The 12,878-nt window shown below is 62.8% G+C and carries 15 protein-coding genes; 12 read left to right on the forward strand and 3 right to left on the reverse strand.

The window, feature by feature from the left end; translation table 11 throughout:
* Positions 1 to 13: 13 nt before the first annotated feature.
* The 5 genes from CYR32_RS04240 (at position 14) to CYR32_RS04260 (ending at position 5,479) form a co-directional block, all read left to right on the forward strand.
* Positions 14 to 1,072, forward strand: coding sequence for a fimbrial protein (locus CYR32_RS04240; protein ID WP_165698175.1), 1,059 nt, complete (start codon positions 14 to 16; stop codon positions 1,070 to 1,072).
* A gap of 168 nt (positions 1,073 to 1,240) precedes the next feature.
* Entirely contained in the window at positions 1,241 to 2,194 is a 954-nt protein-coding gene (locus CYR32_RS04245) for a YbgA family protein (RefSeq protein ID WP_101822875.1), read from the forward strand.
* A gap of 52 nt (positions 2,195 to 2,246) precedes the next feature.
* Positions 2,247 to 3,701 carry a deoxyribodipyrimidine photo-lyase gene (phrB, locus tag CYR32_RS04250; RefSeq protein ID WP_101822878.1) on the forward strand — a complete coding sequence of 485 codons (1,455 nt, stop codon included), beginning with the start codon at positions 2,247 to 2,249 and terminating at the stop codon, positions 3,699 to 3,701.
* Positions 3,702 to 3,719: 18 nt separating this feature from the next.
* The gene (locus CYR32_RS04255; RefSeq protein ID WP_101822880.1) at positions 3,720 to 4,703 is read left to right on the forward strand and encodes an MBL fold metallo-hydrolase; all 984 of its coding nucleotides are present in this window, start codon (positions 3,720 to 3,722) and stop codon (positions 4,701 to 4,703) included.
* Positions 4,704 to 4,735: 32 nt separating this feature from the next.
* Positions 4,736 to 5,479 carry a type 2 GTP cyclohydrolase I gene (locus tag CYR32_RS04260; protein WP_101822882.1) on the forward strand — a complete coding sequence of 248 codons (744 nt, stop codon included), beginning with the start codon at positions 4,736 to 4,738 and terminating at the stop codon, positions 5,477 to 5,479.
* A gap of 45 nt (positions 5,480 to 5,524) precedes the next feature.
* Here the strand turns inward: CYR32_RS04260 and CYR32_RS04265 are convergent, their stop codons facing one another.
* Genes CYR32_RS04265 through tssD form a run of 3 tightly spaced genes read right to left on the reverse strand, consistent with a single transcriptional unit; the run spans position 5,525 to position 6,886 of the window.
* A complete protein-coding gene (locus CYR32_RS04265; RefSeq protein ID WP_146000666.1) occupies positions 5,525 to 6,016 on the reverse strand; it encodes a hypothetical protein in 492 nt (163 codons plus the stop codon).
* On the reverse strand, positions 6,013 to 6,384 hold the full coding sequence (locus CYR32_RS04270) for a tlde1 domain-containing protein (RefSeq protein WP_101822886.1): 372 nt from the start codon (positions 6,382 to 6,384) through the stop codon (positions 6,013 to 6,015). The genes CYR32_RS04265 and CYR32_RS04270 overlap by 4 nt, the downstream gene beginning before the upstream one ends.
* Before the next feature lie 10 nt (positions 6,385 to 6,394).
* Positions 6,395 to 6,886, reverse strand: a complete 492-nt coding sequence (gene tssD, locus CYR32_RS04275) for a type VI secretion system tube protein TssD (RefSeq protein WP_101822889.1) — start codon at positions 6,884 to 6,886, stop codon at positions 6,395 to 6,397.
* A gap of 251 nt (positions 6,887 to 7,137) precedes the next feature.
* Here tssD and pxpB point away from each other — a divergent pair, with 251 nt between their 5' ends.
* The 7 genes from pxpB (at position 7,138) to nei (ending at position 12,871) form a co-directional block, all read left to right on the forward strand.
* Positions 7,138 to 7,794 carry a 5-oxoprolinase subunit PxpB gene (gene pxpB, locus CYR32_RS04280; RefSeq protein WP_101822890.1) on the forward strand — a complete coding sequence of 219 codons (657 nt, stop codon included), beginning with the start codon at positions 7,138 to 7,140 and terminating at the stop codon, positions 7,792 to 7,794.
* A complete protein-coding gene (gene pxpC / locus CYR32_RS04285; RefSeq protein WP_101822893.1) occupies positions 7,788 to 8,717 on the forward strand; it encodes a 5-oxoprolinase subunit PxpC in 930 nt (309 codons plus the stop codon). Before pxpB ends, pxpC begins: the two co-directional genes overlap by 7 nt.
* Entirely contained in the window at positions 8,707 to 9,444 is a 738-nt protein-coding gene (gene pxpA, locus CYR32_RS04290) for a 5-oxoprolinase subunit PxpA (protein WP_101822895.1), read from the forward strand. The genes pxpC and pxpA overlap by 11 nt, the downstream gene beginning before the upstream one ends.
* Positions 9,445 to 9,524: 80 nt before the next feature.
* Positions 9,525 to 10,253 carry a DUF969 domain-containing protein gene (locus tag CYR32_RS04295; protein ID WP_101822897.1) on the forward strand — a complete coding sequence of 243 codons (729 nt, stop codon included), beginning with the start codon at positions 9,525 to 9,527 and terminating at the stop codon, positions 10,251 to 10,253.
* On the forward strand, positions 10,250 to 11,263 hold the full coding sequence (locus CYR32_RS04300; protein ID WP_101822899.1) for a DUF979 domain-containing protein: 1,014 nt from the start codon (positions 10,250 to 10,252) through the stop codon (positions 11,261 to 11,263). Before CYR32_RS04295 ends, CYR32_RS04300 begins: the two co-directional genes overlap by 4 nt.
* Positions 11,264 to 11,307: 44 nt before the next feature.
* Positions 11,308 to 11,958, forward strand: a complete 651-nt coding sequence (gene pcp / locus CYR32_RS04305) for a pyroglutamyl-peptidase I (protein ID WP_101822901.1) — start codon at positions 11,308 to 11,310, stop codon at positions 11,956 to 11,958.
* A gap of 121 nt (positions 11,959 to 12,079) precedes the next feature.
* On the forward strand, positions 12,080 to 12,871 hold the full coding sequence (nei, locus tag CYR32_RS04310) for an endonuclease VIII (protein WP_101822904.1): 792 nt from the start codon (positions 12,080 to 12,082) through the stop codon (positions 12,869 to 12,871).
* Positions 12,872 to 12,878: the final 7 nt, after the last annotated feature.

Consider the following 12,878-nt stretch of genomic DNA (forward strand, 5'->3'; position numbering starts at 1 on the left):
GAGGAAGCGTGCAATGACCAACCGTTTTACCTGCCGGGCCTGCTTGCTGGCGCTGCTGCCGCTGCTGGCCCCGGCGGCCTTTGCCGCACGGGAGTGCAATTTCAAAAAAGCGGCAAGCGTCATCCTGAACGCCGGAACCATTAACCCGCTGCCGGTAACCGGCACCGTCAGCGAACCTAAGTTGCTGCTAAAAGATCTCGTGGCGTATGACGGAACCGACATTCAATCCGGGTGCAGTAACGGGCCGGATGGGCAGAACCTGCATGCGCGCACTAACCAACAGGACGTCAAAGGGCTGCCCGGTGTTGATGGTGTCCAGTTTAAGACCAATATTCCCGGCATTATCTACAACGTGCATATCAAACCCGTCACGACGTCAGAAGTGGACGGCTATTTGCCGCCCAGCGGCGACTGGCAACAGGTTGTTGCCATGTCAGGCAATATGGATAGCGAGGGCGGACCGCTGGATGGGACAAAGTGGCGTGTCTATATCGATATCTACCAGGATGCCGACTACCGGGGCAATAACGGAAACACGCTGGTTCATCCCCTGTACAGTACCAAACTAGGGGATTACCGCCTTGGGGGAGCCGGGCCACTCATTACCATTAATTCTTCTACAGGCAGTTTTGGCATACCGATCAACACCCCAACCTGCACCAGCGCGGTCACGAGTGTCAGTAATAACACGGTTGATTTTGGTGACATCAACATCGGGGATGCCGCAGGCGGCCGGGTGCCGGAAAAACCGTTCAGTATTACGCTAAGCGGCTGCTCGCTGCTGAACGGCGTCACCACCCGGCTCACGACAGCGCTGGTCAACGGCGGGGGAAACATGATAGCGAATAGCCTGACCGGGCAGAACGTTGCCGCCGGTGTGGGTGTGCAAATCCGCGATAATTACAGCAATACCTTGCGCCCCAATGACGCGAACTCCACCGCGAAAATGACTAACCTGGCGATGCCGGGCACCGTTAAGCTCGACTTCACTGCGCAATTGCGGGAAGACGGCAGCCCCGTCAAACCAGGGGCATTCGAAGCTACCGGGACGTTCAATATCACCTATCAATAACGGCGGCCGCCCCGGCGGCGGCCCGTGCCGGACCCCTTTATCTGATAATTTTTTGCACGCTAACCTGTACAAATTACTTTGTTTGTATAAATTGTTCCTCCCTGGGTACGCGATATGGGTGCCTCTCTTCTACACTTAACTCATCCCCTACCTCATCCAGGAGTTGCCGTGAGTGATAAAATTCCTATTGGAATCAGCGCCTGCCTGTTAGGTGAGAATGTCCGTTTTGATGGCGGGCACAAACGTTTTGGCTTTGCGGTTGATCAGCTCGCCCCCTATGTGCGCTTTGAGCCGATCTGCCCGGAAATGGCGATTGGCCTGCCGACCCCGCGCCCGGCGCTGCGGCTGGTCAAAGCCGGGGAGGGCACCGCGATGCGTTACAGCAATGATGCGTCCGTTGACGTCACCGACGCCATGCAGCGCTGGTCGGCGGAGCGTGTCGCCTCCCTCGGCCACCTCTGCGGCTACATCGTCTGCGCCAAGTCGCCGAGCTGCGGCATGGAGCGGGTGCGGGTCTACAGCCCCACCGGCAAAGACGCGCGCAAAAGCGGCGTCGGCCTCTATACCGCCGAACTGATGAAACGCTACCCGTGGCTGCCCGTCGAAGAAGATGGGCGGCTGCATGACCCGATGCTGCGCGAAAACTTCGTCGAGCGGGTATTTGCCCTCTATGAACTCAACGCCTTGTGGAAACAGGGGCTGACGCGCGGCGGGCTGATGGCCTTCCACAGCCGCTACAAGCTCTCGCTGCTGGCGCACTCCCAGCCGGAGTACCGCGAGCTGGGGCGTTTTGTCGCTGCGATGGACCAGTGGGAGTCGCTGGAGGCGTTCGCCGTGGAATACCGCAGCCGCCTGATGAGCCTGATGACGCACCGCGCCACGCGCCGCAACCACACCAATGTGCTGATGCATGTGCAGGGCTATTTCCGCAAGCAGCTCAACCCGGCGCAGCGCCAGGAGCTGACCCAGCTGATTGACCGCTACCGGCAGGGCGTGCAGCCGCTGCTGGCCCCGATCACGCTGCTCAAACACTACATGGCGGAGTTCCCCGACGCCTATCTGGCGCAACAACGCTATTTCGAACCGTACCCCGAAGCGCTCTGCCTGCGTTACGGGCACTGAGCCGGGCGGCCATCGCGCCGCCCTTTGACGTTTTCCCATCACAGGATTTTTTATGGCCACCCATCTGGTCTGGTTCAGGAATGACCTGCGTACCTTTGATAACCGGGCGCTGCACGCCGCCTGCGAAGATCCGTCGGCCAGGGTGCTGGCCCTGTTCATCGCCACGCCCGGCCAGTGGCGGGCGCATAGCCTTGCGCCGCGCCAGGCCACCTTTATCCACCAGACGCTGCACCACCTTCAGGCGGCGCTGGCGGCCAAAGGCATTGAACTCCACTACCACCAGTGTGACGACTTCGCCGCCGGGAATGCCTGGCTGGTGGACTTCTGCCGTGAGCAGCAGGCAGACCAGCTGTTCTATAACCGCCAGTATGAGCTGAATGAGCAGCGGCGTGACGCGGCGCTGGAGCAGGCGCTGGCCGGGCAGGTTCACTGCCGGGCATTTGATGACAGCCTGCTCCTGCCGCCGGGCAGCGTCACCACCGGCCACGGCGAGATGTACAAGGTCTACACGCCGTTCCGTAACGCCTTTCTGCGCCGCCTGACCGCCACTGACACCCGCTCCCTGCCTGCGCCCCGGCCGCGCAGTCAGGGCAGGGTGGTGCACCACCCGCTAACGCCGTTCGACTACCCGCAACAGCCGGTGGATGAGGCGCTGTTCCCGGCGGGCGAAGAGGCGGCGCTGGCGCGGCTGCGCACCTTCTGCCGCGAGCAGGCAGCGGACTACGTCCGGCAGCGCGACCAGCCGGCCATTCAGGGCACCAGCCAGCTCTCGCCCTATCTGGCCATCGGCGTGCTCTCCCCGCGCCAGTGTTTCAACCGGTTGCAGGCGGAGTGCCCCATGATGCTGGAGCAGCGTGACGGCGGCGCGTTCGGCTGGCTCAATGAGCTGATCTGGCGCGACTTCTACCGCCACCTGCTGGTGACCTGGCCGATGCTCTGCAAACACCAGCCGTTTATCCGCTGGACGGCCTTTGTGCCGTGGCGCGAGCCGGGTGAGGCGTTCGAGGCGTGGAAACAGGGGCGCACCGGCTACCCGATTGTAGATGCGGCGATGCGCCAGATGAACCAGACCGGCTGGATGCACAACCGGCTGCGGATGATCACCGCCAGCTATCTGGTCAAGGATCTGCGCATCGACTGGCGCGAGGGCGAGCGCTACTTTATGTCGCAGCTGATTGACGGCGACTATGCCGCCAACAACGGCGGCTGGCAGTGGGCCGCCTCCACCGGCACCGACGCCACCCCCTATTTCCGCATCTTCAACCCCACCACCCAGGGCGAACGCTACGACAAACAGGGTGACTTCATCCGCCGCTGGGTGCCGGAGCTGGCAGAGGTGCCGGGCAGCGCCATCCATCAGCCGCATCGCTGGGCCGGACAGCAGCAGCGCGTGCTAGACTATCCGGCACCACAGGTTGACCACGCCACCGCACGGCGCGAGACGCTGGAGGCGTTCGAGGATGCCCGGCGTCATGCCCATGCCACGGAGGCTGACAACCCATACTGATCGGCATGGAGCAACGATATGAGAGGCATACGGGCAGTGGCGGCCGCGCTGGCGCTCTGGTCAGCGGCAGCCGCCGCAGAGTTTGAGGTGGTGGCGCTGGGCGTGCGCGGCGGGCTGGAGGAGGGCAACCTCAGCAGTTATCTGATCCGCAACGGTGATAATAGCCGCTACCTGGCGCTGGACGCGGGCACGCTGTTGCCGGGCATTGCGCAGGCGCTGGCAAAAGGGAGCTTCCCCCAGGTCACGCCGGAAAAAGCCGCGCCGCTGACGCCGCAGGGCTATGTGCTGCGGGAGCTGATCGGTGCCTATTTCCTCAGCCACGGCCACCTCGACCACCTCGCCGGGCTGCTGCTGGCCGCGCCGGACGACAGCCGCAAACCGATCTACACCACCACCGACACCGCCAACACCCTGCGCACCCACTACTTCAACTGGAAAAGCTGGCCCAATTTCAGTGACAGCGGCAACGGTACCCGGCTCGGCACCTACCGCATCAACACGCCGCCCCTGGGGCAGCGCGTCACCCTCGGCGACACCGGCCTCAGCGGCGTGATCCTCCCGCTGAGCCATGACAACAGCGCCTCGTCGATGCTGCTGGTAACGCGCGGCGAGGAGGCGTTCGCCTATTTCGGCGATACCGGCAGCGATGCCAATGAGAAATCGAAACACCTGCGCGCCGCCTGGCAGTTGCTCGCGCCGCTGGTGCAGGCGCACCGGCTGAAGGGCATCCTGATCGAAACCTCCTACGCCAACGACCAGCCCACTGACCGGCTCTACGGCCACCTGACCCCGGCGCTGCTGCTCAGCGAGCTGGAGAACCTCGCCGCCCTGAGCGGCGGCGAAGGGGCGCTGCGCGGGCTGCCGGTACTGATCAGCCACATTAAGCCCTCATTGCAGGCGGGCAGGGACGCCCCGGCAGAGATCAGGCAGCAACTTGAGGCAGGAAACCGCCCCGGTGTTAACTTCATCTTTATGCAGCAGGGCGATCGCATTACCCTGTGACGCGTTATTTCCCCGATTAAGAGAACCAGACCATGCGCAATACCGAGCTTGAACGCCTGATTAACCAGAAACTGAGCGTCAACGACTTCAAAGACTACGCCCCCAACGGGCTACAGGTCGAAGGGCGTGAGGCGGTGCAGCGCATCGTTACCGGCGTCACCGCCAGCCAGGCGCTGCTGGATGCGGCGGTGGAACACCAGGCCGATGCGATAGTGGTGCACCACGGCTACTTCTGGAAAAACGAGCCGGTGGCGGTGCGCGGCATGAAGCGCAACCGGCTGAAAACCCTGCTGACTAATGACATCAACCTCTACGGTTACCACCTGCCGCTGGACGCCCACCCGCAGCTGGGCAACAACGCGCAACTGGCGCTGGCATTTGGCATTGAGGTACAGGGCGAGGTGATGCCGCTGGTGCCGTACGGCGAGCTGGCGACGCCGCTCACCGGCGCGGAATTGCGCCTGCGCATTGAGCAGCAGCTCGGCCGCAGCGTGCTGCACAGCGACATCGGCGCACCGGAGACCATCAAACGTGTGGCCTGGTGCAGCGGCGGCGGCCAGGGCTTTATCCAGCAGGCGGCCGACTTCGGCGTGGATGCCTTTATCAGCGGTGAAGTCTCGGAGCAGACCATCCACATCGCCCGTGAAATGGGCCTGCACTTCTTCGCCGCCGGCCACCACGCCACCGAACGCGGCGGCGTCCGCGCTCTCGGCGACTGGCTCGCCGCCGAACACGGCCTGGATGTCACCTTTATCGATATTGATAATCCGGCATGATGTGAAAAGGGGCGATTGCCCCTTTTTAATGAGAACGGATGAGGATCATGGCGAGGAGAGAGTGACTGCCTGCTGCTTTGCCTGTTCCAACACAAGAAGGCATCGCTTGCCCTTTTCACCGGTTGCCAGCAGAGCACGGCGGGCAGCGTGATAATAATTGGTATAAAACGCCTGCTGTTCTTCAAAAAACGGCATCCCGCAGACGGTTGACGTGCCCATCATCGGTGCATATTTTCCCTCATCAATAATGGCTAACACGGCGTACGCATTACGCGGCAGGGCGCTTGCTAATGACACCCCTAACCAGGTTGCCCATCCGCCGTCCAGACCGGGTGCCAGCACAGGGGCTAGCCTGATCCAGTCAGGATCGCCCCTCGCGATACCGTCAAAAACCGGCTGTGCCTGCTCATCGGTCATTCGCTGTATGACGGTATCGACGCCCCGCGTCTGAATATCTGCCAGTAACGCTGACGGGGTAATGGGTGCTGCTGCAGAGAGGGAAGGTATTAGCATCAGCATTGCAGTCAGCCCTTTCATTCAACCACAACAAGCTGACGCTCGCCGCCTCGAATAGAGTTGACGAGCCGGTGGCGGATTGTGGCGTTCACCACAATACAGCCCTCTGATGCCCAGCCAAAAGGTGGGTTTCTGCGTTCAGCATGAACATAAAAATGGCTGCGCCCATACATGGTGTTGGTGGCATCCGGGACAAGCTGAACAGTCATGGGGCCAAACTTCCGGGAAATCTGGCCGAAGTGATAGGTACCGCGCGGTAATGGCCCTAATCCTCTTACGTGTTGGCGGTCAGGATTATTTTTGTTCGTCATGCGCCCGGCATAACCTGTGCCGATAAATTCGCCATTAAGATATAAATCGCCACTTCGTTGATGATATATCCATGTCATAGCATGTTCCTTACGCTATTGTACGTTCATTCCAGCTATCTGAGTGAATAATATTGCCGTCTAAATATTTCCAGGTAATACGTTGATAGCGTAACTCGACATATTCCAGGTGGGGGCGTTTTTCGCCATAAGCCATTTTAATATCGTACATAATAGGGGTAACCCCTAATACGGTCACTCCTTCCAGAAAGACATTAAAGTATTCTTCTTCCCAACCATTATGGTTAATGCGATACCATTTAAATTCAGCCGAATTAAGCATTTTCCCGCTGCTGGCTGCCTGGTAAAGCCAGGGGCTGGAAGCGTCAATTTGCTTATCAAAGCAGAACGCACCATGTATCCGCGTGCCGGTGAGTTTGCCGGAATGCTCATCCGTGGGGATAGAAACATCATGGTTAAGACCGGTAACTTCAATACTCCTTTCTCTGCCCTTTATATTGACGTCGCCTTTGATATCCACGCCGCCATCATCTTTAAGCCATAAATAGAGAGGTATGGACATGATCACTCCTTTTAATCAGACGCATTATTTTATGGCTGATTTTTGGAGGCAACTGTGATCCCGTCCGGAAATAACAGGCGCAGCCCTGAGCAGAGTTTTGAGTTCCAAGGGGCGCAGGATGGGCCGCCTTATGCTATTGATACTAGCAGGTGCGGCGTCAGGGCGGGGGCGGCAGGTTGACAGCGCCCCCCGCTTTACTGCATAACAATGCGTGTTAAATTGATAATTATTCTTTATCTAAGGGGCGGGAAGTGCAGCGAGCACGTTGTTATCTGTTAGGGGAACGCGCAGTCGTTCTCGAGCTGGAGCCGCCGGTGACGTTACAGAGCCAACAGCGGATCTGGGGGCTGGCGGAGCGGTTGCGCGGCCGGGCGGATGTCCGGGAGGCGGTGCCGGGGATGAATAACCTCACCATTTTCCTGGCGGAACCGCAGGCGGTGGCGCTGGACGCCATCGAGCGGCTGCAACGCTGGTGGGAAGAGAGCGAGGCGCTGGTACCGGAGGCGCGGGACATCGACATCCCGGTGATCTACGGCGGCACCCACGGCCCTGACCTGGAGGTCGTCGCGCGCCATACCGGGCTGACGCCGCAACAGGTGGTGGAGGCCCACGCCTCCGCCCAGTATGTGGTCTACTTCCTCGGCTTCCTGCCGGGCTTCTCCTATTTCGGCGGTATGCCGGAGCAACTGGCGACCCCACGCCGCGGCGAGCCGCGCCTGCTGGTGCCGGCCGGTTCCGTCGGCATCGCCGGGGCGCAGACCGGCATCTACCCGCTGGCGTCGCCCGGCGGCTGGCAGCTGATCGGCCAGACGCCGCAGGCGCTGTTTATGCCTGACCAGATGCCGCCGACCCTGCTGCACCCCGGTGACAACGTGCGCTTTGTGCCGCAACAGGAGGGCGTATGCTGAAAATTATCCGCCCCGGTATGTACGCCGCCGTACAGGACTTAGGCCGCCACGGCTTCCGCGCGCTGGGCATCAGCCAGACCGGCGCCCTCGACCAGCCGGCGCTGCAACTGGCGAATATGCTGGTAGGCAACGCGCCGGGTGCCGCCGGGATAGAGATTACCCTCGGCCAGTTCACGGCTGAATTTTTACGCGACGGCTGGATCGCGCTGACCGGTGCCGGGTGTGATGCCGAGCTGGACGGCCAGAAGCTCTGGACCGGCTGGCGCTACCCGGTGCAGCCGGGGCAGCGGCTGGTGCTCGGGATGCCGAAACGCGGGATGCGCAGCTACCTGGCGCTCTCCGGCGGCATCAACGTGCCGGAGGTGCTCGGCTCACGCAGCACCGACCTGAAAGCGGGCATTGGCGGCTTCCACGGCCGGCGCTTGCAGGAAGGGGACCTGCTGCCGCTGGGCGAGCCGGTGAACCTGCCGCAGCGCGCCACCGGCATTAAACAGTTGCTGTTCAATAACCGCATCCGCGCCTTGCCGGGGCCGGAGTACCAGGAGTTCAGCCCCGAGGCGCAGGCGTCGTTCTGGCGCACGGCGTGGCAGCTCAGCCCGCAGAGTAACCGCATGGGCTACCGGCTGCATGGCCACGCGCTGGAGCGCACTACCGACCGCGAGATGCTGTCGCACGGCCTGCTGCCGGGGGTGGTGCAGGTGCCGGGCAACGGCCAGCCGATTGTGCTGCTGGCCGACGCGCAAACCACCGGCGGCTACCCGCGCATCGCCTGCGTGATTGAGGCAGATCTCTACCACCTGGCGCAAATCCGGCTTGGTGAGCCGATCCACTTTATTAAATGCACACTGGAAGAGGCCCATCAGGCCAAGGCGGAGCAGGCGCGTTTCCTGCAACAGGTTGAGCGGGGGTTAGATGGGCGTTGATTTAAATGCGGATCTGGGCGAAGGCTGTGCCAACGATCGTGAACTGCTGCAACTGGTGAGCTCGGCCAATATCGCCTGCGGCTTCCACGCCGGGGACGCGCAAACTATGGTGCAGTCGGTGCGCTGGGCGCTGGAATTCGGCGTCGCCATCGGCGCGCACCCCAGCTTCCCGGACCGGGAGAACTTCGGCCGCACGGCGATGCAGCTCCCGCCGGAGACGGTCTACGCCCAGGTGCTTTATCAGGTCGGGGCGCTGGCGGCGATTGCCCGCGCCGAGGGCGGCACGCTGGTGCATGTGAAGCCCCACGGCATGCTTTACAACCAGGCGGCGAAAGACCCCGCGCTGGCGGATGCCATTGCCCGCGCGGTGCAGGCGGTGGATGGCTCGCTGCGGCTGGTGGGGCTGGCGGGCAGTGAGCTGATCCGCGCCGGCCAGCGCCTTGGCCTGCAAACCCGGCAGGAGGTGTTCGCTGACCGCCGCTACCGGGAGGACGGCACCCTGGTGCCGCGCAACGAGCCGGACGCGCTGATCGAGAGCGACGAGCAGGCGCTGGCGCAAACCTTGCATATGGTGGAGCGGGGGGAGGTGATCAGCCGCCACGGGCAGGCGGTGCCGGTTCAGGCGGACAGCGTCTGTCTGCACGGTGACGGTGCCCATGCGCTGGCGTTTGCCCGCCTGCTGCGCCGCAACTTTGAGCAACGGCAGATTGCCGTTCGCGCCGCCTGACCTTCCCCACGTTTTCGCCCGTGCGGGCATTTTGTACACCGGGTTCTGCCCGGTGTCTGACCTCTTAGGGAGCTGGAACTATGCAACAGGCTGTGAACTTGTGGCCACTGGTCGGCATCGCTGCGATCGTGATTGGCTTTTTACTGCGGTTTAACGCGGTGCTGGTGGTGATTGTCGCCGGCATCATTACCGGGCTGGCCGCGCAGATGCCGGTGGCGGCCATTCTGGAGAAGCTCGGTGCCGGCTTTATGAGCACCCGTACCCTGCCGCTGATCCTGCTGCTGCCGCTGGCGGTGATCGGCCTGCTGGAGCGCCACGGGCTGAAAGAGCGGGCGCAGGCGTTTATTGCCACCATCCACAGCGCCACCGCCGGGCGGCTGCTGACGGTCTACCTGCTGGCGCGGGAGCTGACGGCGGCGCTGGGGCTGACCAGCCTCGGCGGCCACCCGCAGATGGTGCGGCCGATGCTCGCGCCGATGACCGAAGGGGCGGCCACCGCCCGGCATGGTGAACTGCCGGAAGCGACCCGCCACCGCCTGCGGGCGATGGCCGCGGCCACCGATAACATCGGGCTGTTTTTTGGCGAGGATATTTTTGTCGCGTTCGGGGCCATTATCTTTATGCATAACTTTATGCTGGAGTCCGCCGGGGTGCAGACCGAGCCGCTGCATATCGCGCTGTGGGGCATTCCCACGGCGGTGTGTGCCTTCCTGATCCACGCGTTCCGCCTGAACCGGCTCGACCGGCAGCTCAAGCGTGAACTCTCAGCGCTCAACAGCACGGCGTTGTCCCGCAAAGGAGGCCGCTGATGTTCCAGCAACACTATCTCTATGTTCTGGCCGGGGTGTTACTGCTGATCGTCAGCGTGATGTCCCTGCGTGACCGCGCCAACCCGCGCCGCCTGTTTACCGGCCTGTTCTGGGGGCTGTATGGGCTGATCTTCCTGCTGGGCGACTGGGCGGGCCACTGGGCCGCTGCCTATGGCGGGGCGGAAGGGACGCGCACCCTGAATATTGCGGTGGGCGTGCTGGTGGTGCTGATGGCGCTGATCGCCGGGTTCGGCGGCGTGCGCCTCGGCAGTTACCACCAGCGCAGTGAAAAGGCGCGTACCGAGAGCGCCCTCCGGCTCGGCAACCGGCTGTTCCTGCCGGCGCTGGCGATCCCGGTGGTGACGGTGCTGGGGGTGCTGGCGTTCAACCATATTCCCGGCCTGGCCTCGACGGTGTTTGGTGCCGGCAGCCCGCCGACGCTCAACACGCTCTTCTCCATGCTGGTCGGCTGCGTGATTGGCCTGCTGATGGCGCTGCAGATGACGCGGGATTCGGCGCTGCAATCGGTGCAGGAGACGCGCCGCCTGCTCGACTCCATCGGCTGGGCGTTTATCCTGCCGCAGATCCTGGCGACGCTGGGGCTGCTGTTCACCTCCGCCGGGGTCGGCACCGCCATTTCCCACCTGACGCAGGAATACCTGGCGGTAGACCACCGGCTGGTGGCGGTGGCGGCGTACGCCATCGGCATGGCGCTGCTGACGATGGTGATGGGCAACGCCTTCGCCGCCTTCCCGATTGTCACCGCCGGGATCGGCATCCCGATTCTGGTGATGCAGCAGGGCGGCAACCCGGCCGTAATGGCAGCGATCGGGATGTTCTCCGGCTACTGCGGCACGCTGATGACGCCGATGGCCGCCAACTTCAACATCGTGCCCGCCGCACTGCTGGAGTTGCCGGACCGCAACGCCGTGATCAAAGCGCAAATCCCCACCGGGGTGGCGCTGCTGGTAGTGAACATTTTCCTGCTCTACTTTTTGATGTTTTTATAGCCCACTGACTATGCTGAAAGCAGGGCCAGTGGGGAGGAACAACGATGCAGACTGTATTGATAACCGGGTTTGAACCCTTTGACGGTGAGCGCATTAACCCCTCCTGGGAGGTGGTGAAGCGGCTGCACGATATGGAGCTGGGCCGCGTGCACATTGTGGCGCGCCAGTTGCCCTGCGTGTTCCACCATGCGCTGGAAACGCTGGAGGCGGCAATTGCCGAGACGCAGCCCCGGCTGATTCTGGCGGTAGGGCAGGCGGGCGGCCGGGCGGAGATCAGCCTGGAACGGGTGGCGATTAACGTCGATGATGCGCGCATCCCCGACAACCAGGGGCAGCAGCCGATTGATGAGCCGATTGTGCCGGGCGGCCCGGCGGCCTACTTTTCACTGTTGCCGATCAAGGCGATTGTCGAGGGGTTGCGCGATGCGGGCATCCCGGCGGCGGTGTCCCAGACGGCCGGCACCTTTGTCTGTAACCATGTGATGTACGGGCTGCTGCACCACCTGCAGCAGAAAGGCAACCCGCGTATCCGGGGCGGGTTTATCCATATCCCGTACCTGCCGGAGCAGGCGGCGCGCCACCCCGGCAGCCCCAGCATGGCCGCCGACACCGTGCTGACGGCGCTGGAGCTGGCGATCGCCATCGCGCTCAATACCGAGCGGGATCTGCAGGTGGGCGGCGGCGCAACCCACTGATTTCACGCTTTTGGGCTATACTTCAAGGCAAAAAGAGGCACGGTTCGCCGTGCCTCTGTGTTGATAGGACGGGCAGGCGTGCGCGCCTGTTCTCTGTTGAGATAGCTAAGGAGCAGTACCCATGCCTGAAGGCCCGGAGATCCGGCGCGCGGCCGATAAGCTTGAAAAAGCGGTGGGCGGCAAACCCCTGACCTACGTCTGGTTCGCGTTTCCCCAGTTACAACCCTACCAGTCTGACCTGATCGGCTGCCGCGTGACCCGGTTTGAAACCCGCGGCAAAGCGCTGCTGACCCACTTTTCCAACGGCATGACGCTCTACAGCCACAACCAGTTGTATGGCGTCTGGCGGGTGGTCAAACCCGGCGAAGAACCGGCGGGCAAGCGCTCGCCGCGCGTGCGGCTGGAGACGGCGGAGAAGGCGGTGGTGCTGCTGAGTGCTTCCGACATCTCGTTATGGGTCACTGATGAGATCGAAACCCACCCGTTCCTGGCGCGCATCGGGCCGGACGTGCTGGACATGACCCTGACGCCCGACATGGTGCGCGAGCGGCTGATGTCCCCGGCGTTCCGCCGCCGCCAACTGGCGGGCACGCTGCTGGATCAGGCGTTTATCGCCGGGCTGGGCAACTATTTGCGGGCGGAGATCCTCTGGCAGGCGCAGCTGGCCCCGCACCACAAACCGCAGGATCTCAGCGAAGAACAGCGTGATGCGCTGGCCGACGCGGTGCTCAGCATCGCGCGCCTCTCTTACGCCACGCGCGGCAAAGCCAAAGAGAGCAAACACCACGGCGCGCTGTTCCGCTTCCGGGTGTTCCACCGCGCCGGGAAGCCGTGCGAACGCTGCGGCGGCATCATCGAGAAAACCACGCTCTCCTCCCGGCCGTTCTACTGGTGCCCGGCCTGCCAGCGATAGGCAGCCC

The sequence above is a fragment of the Chimaeribacter coloradensis genome, assembly GCF_002858715.1.
GTDB classification, from domain to species: Bacteria; Pseudomonadota; Gammaproteobacteria; order Enterobacterales; family Enterobacteriaceae; genus Chimaeribacter; species Chimaeribacter coloradensis.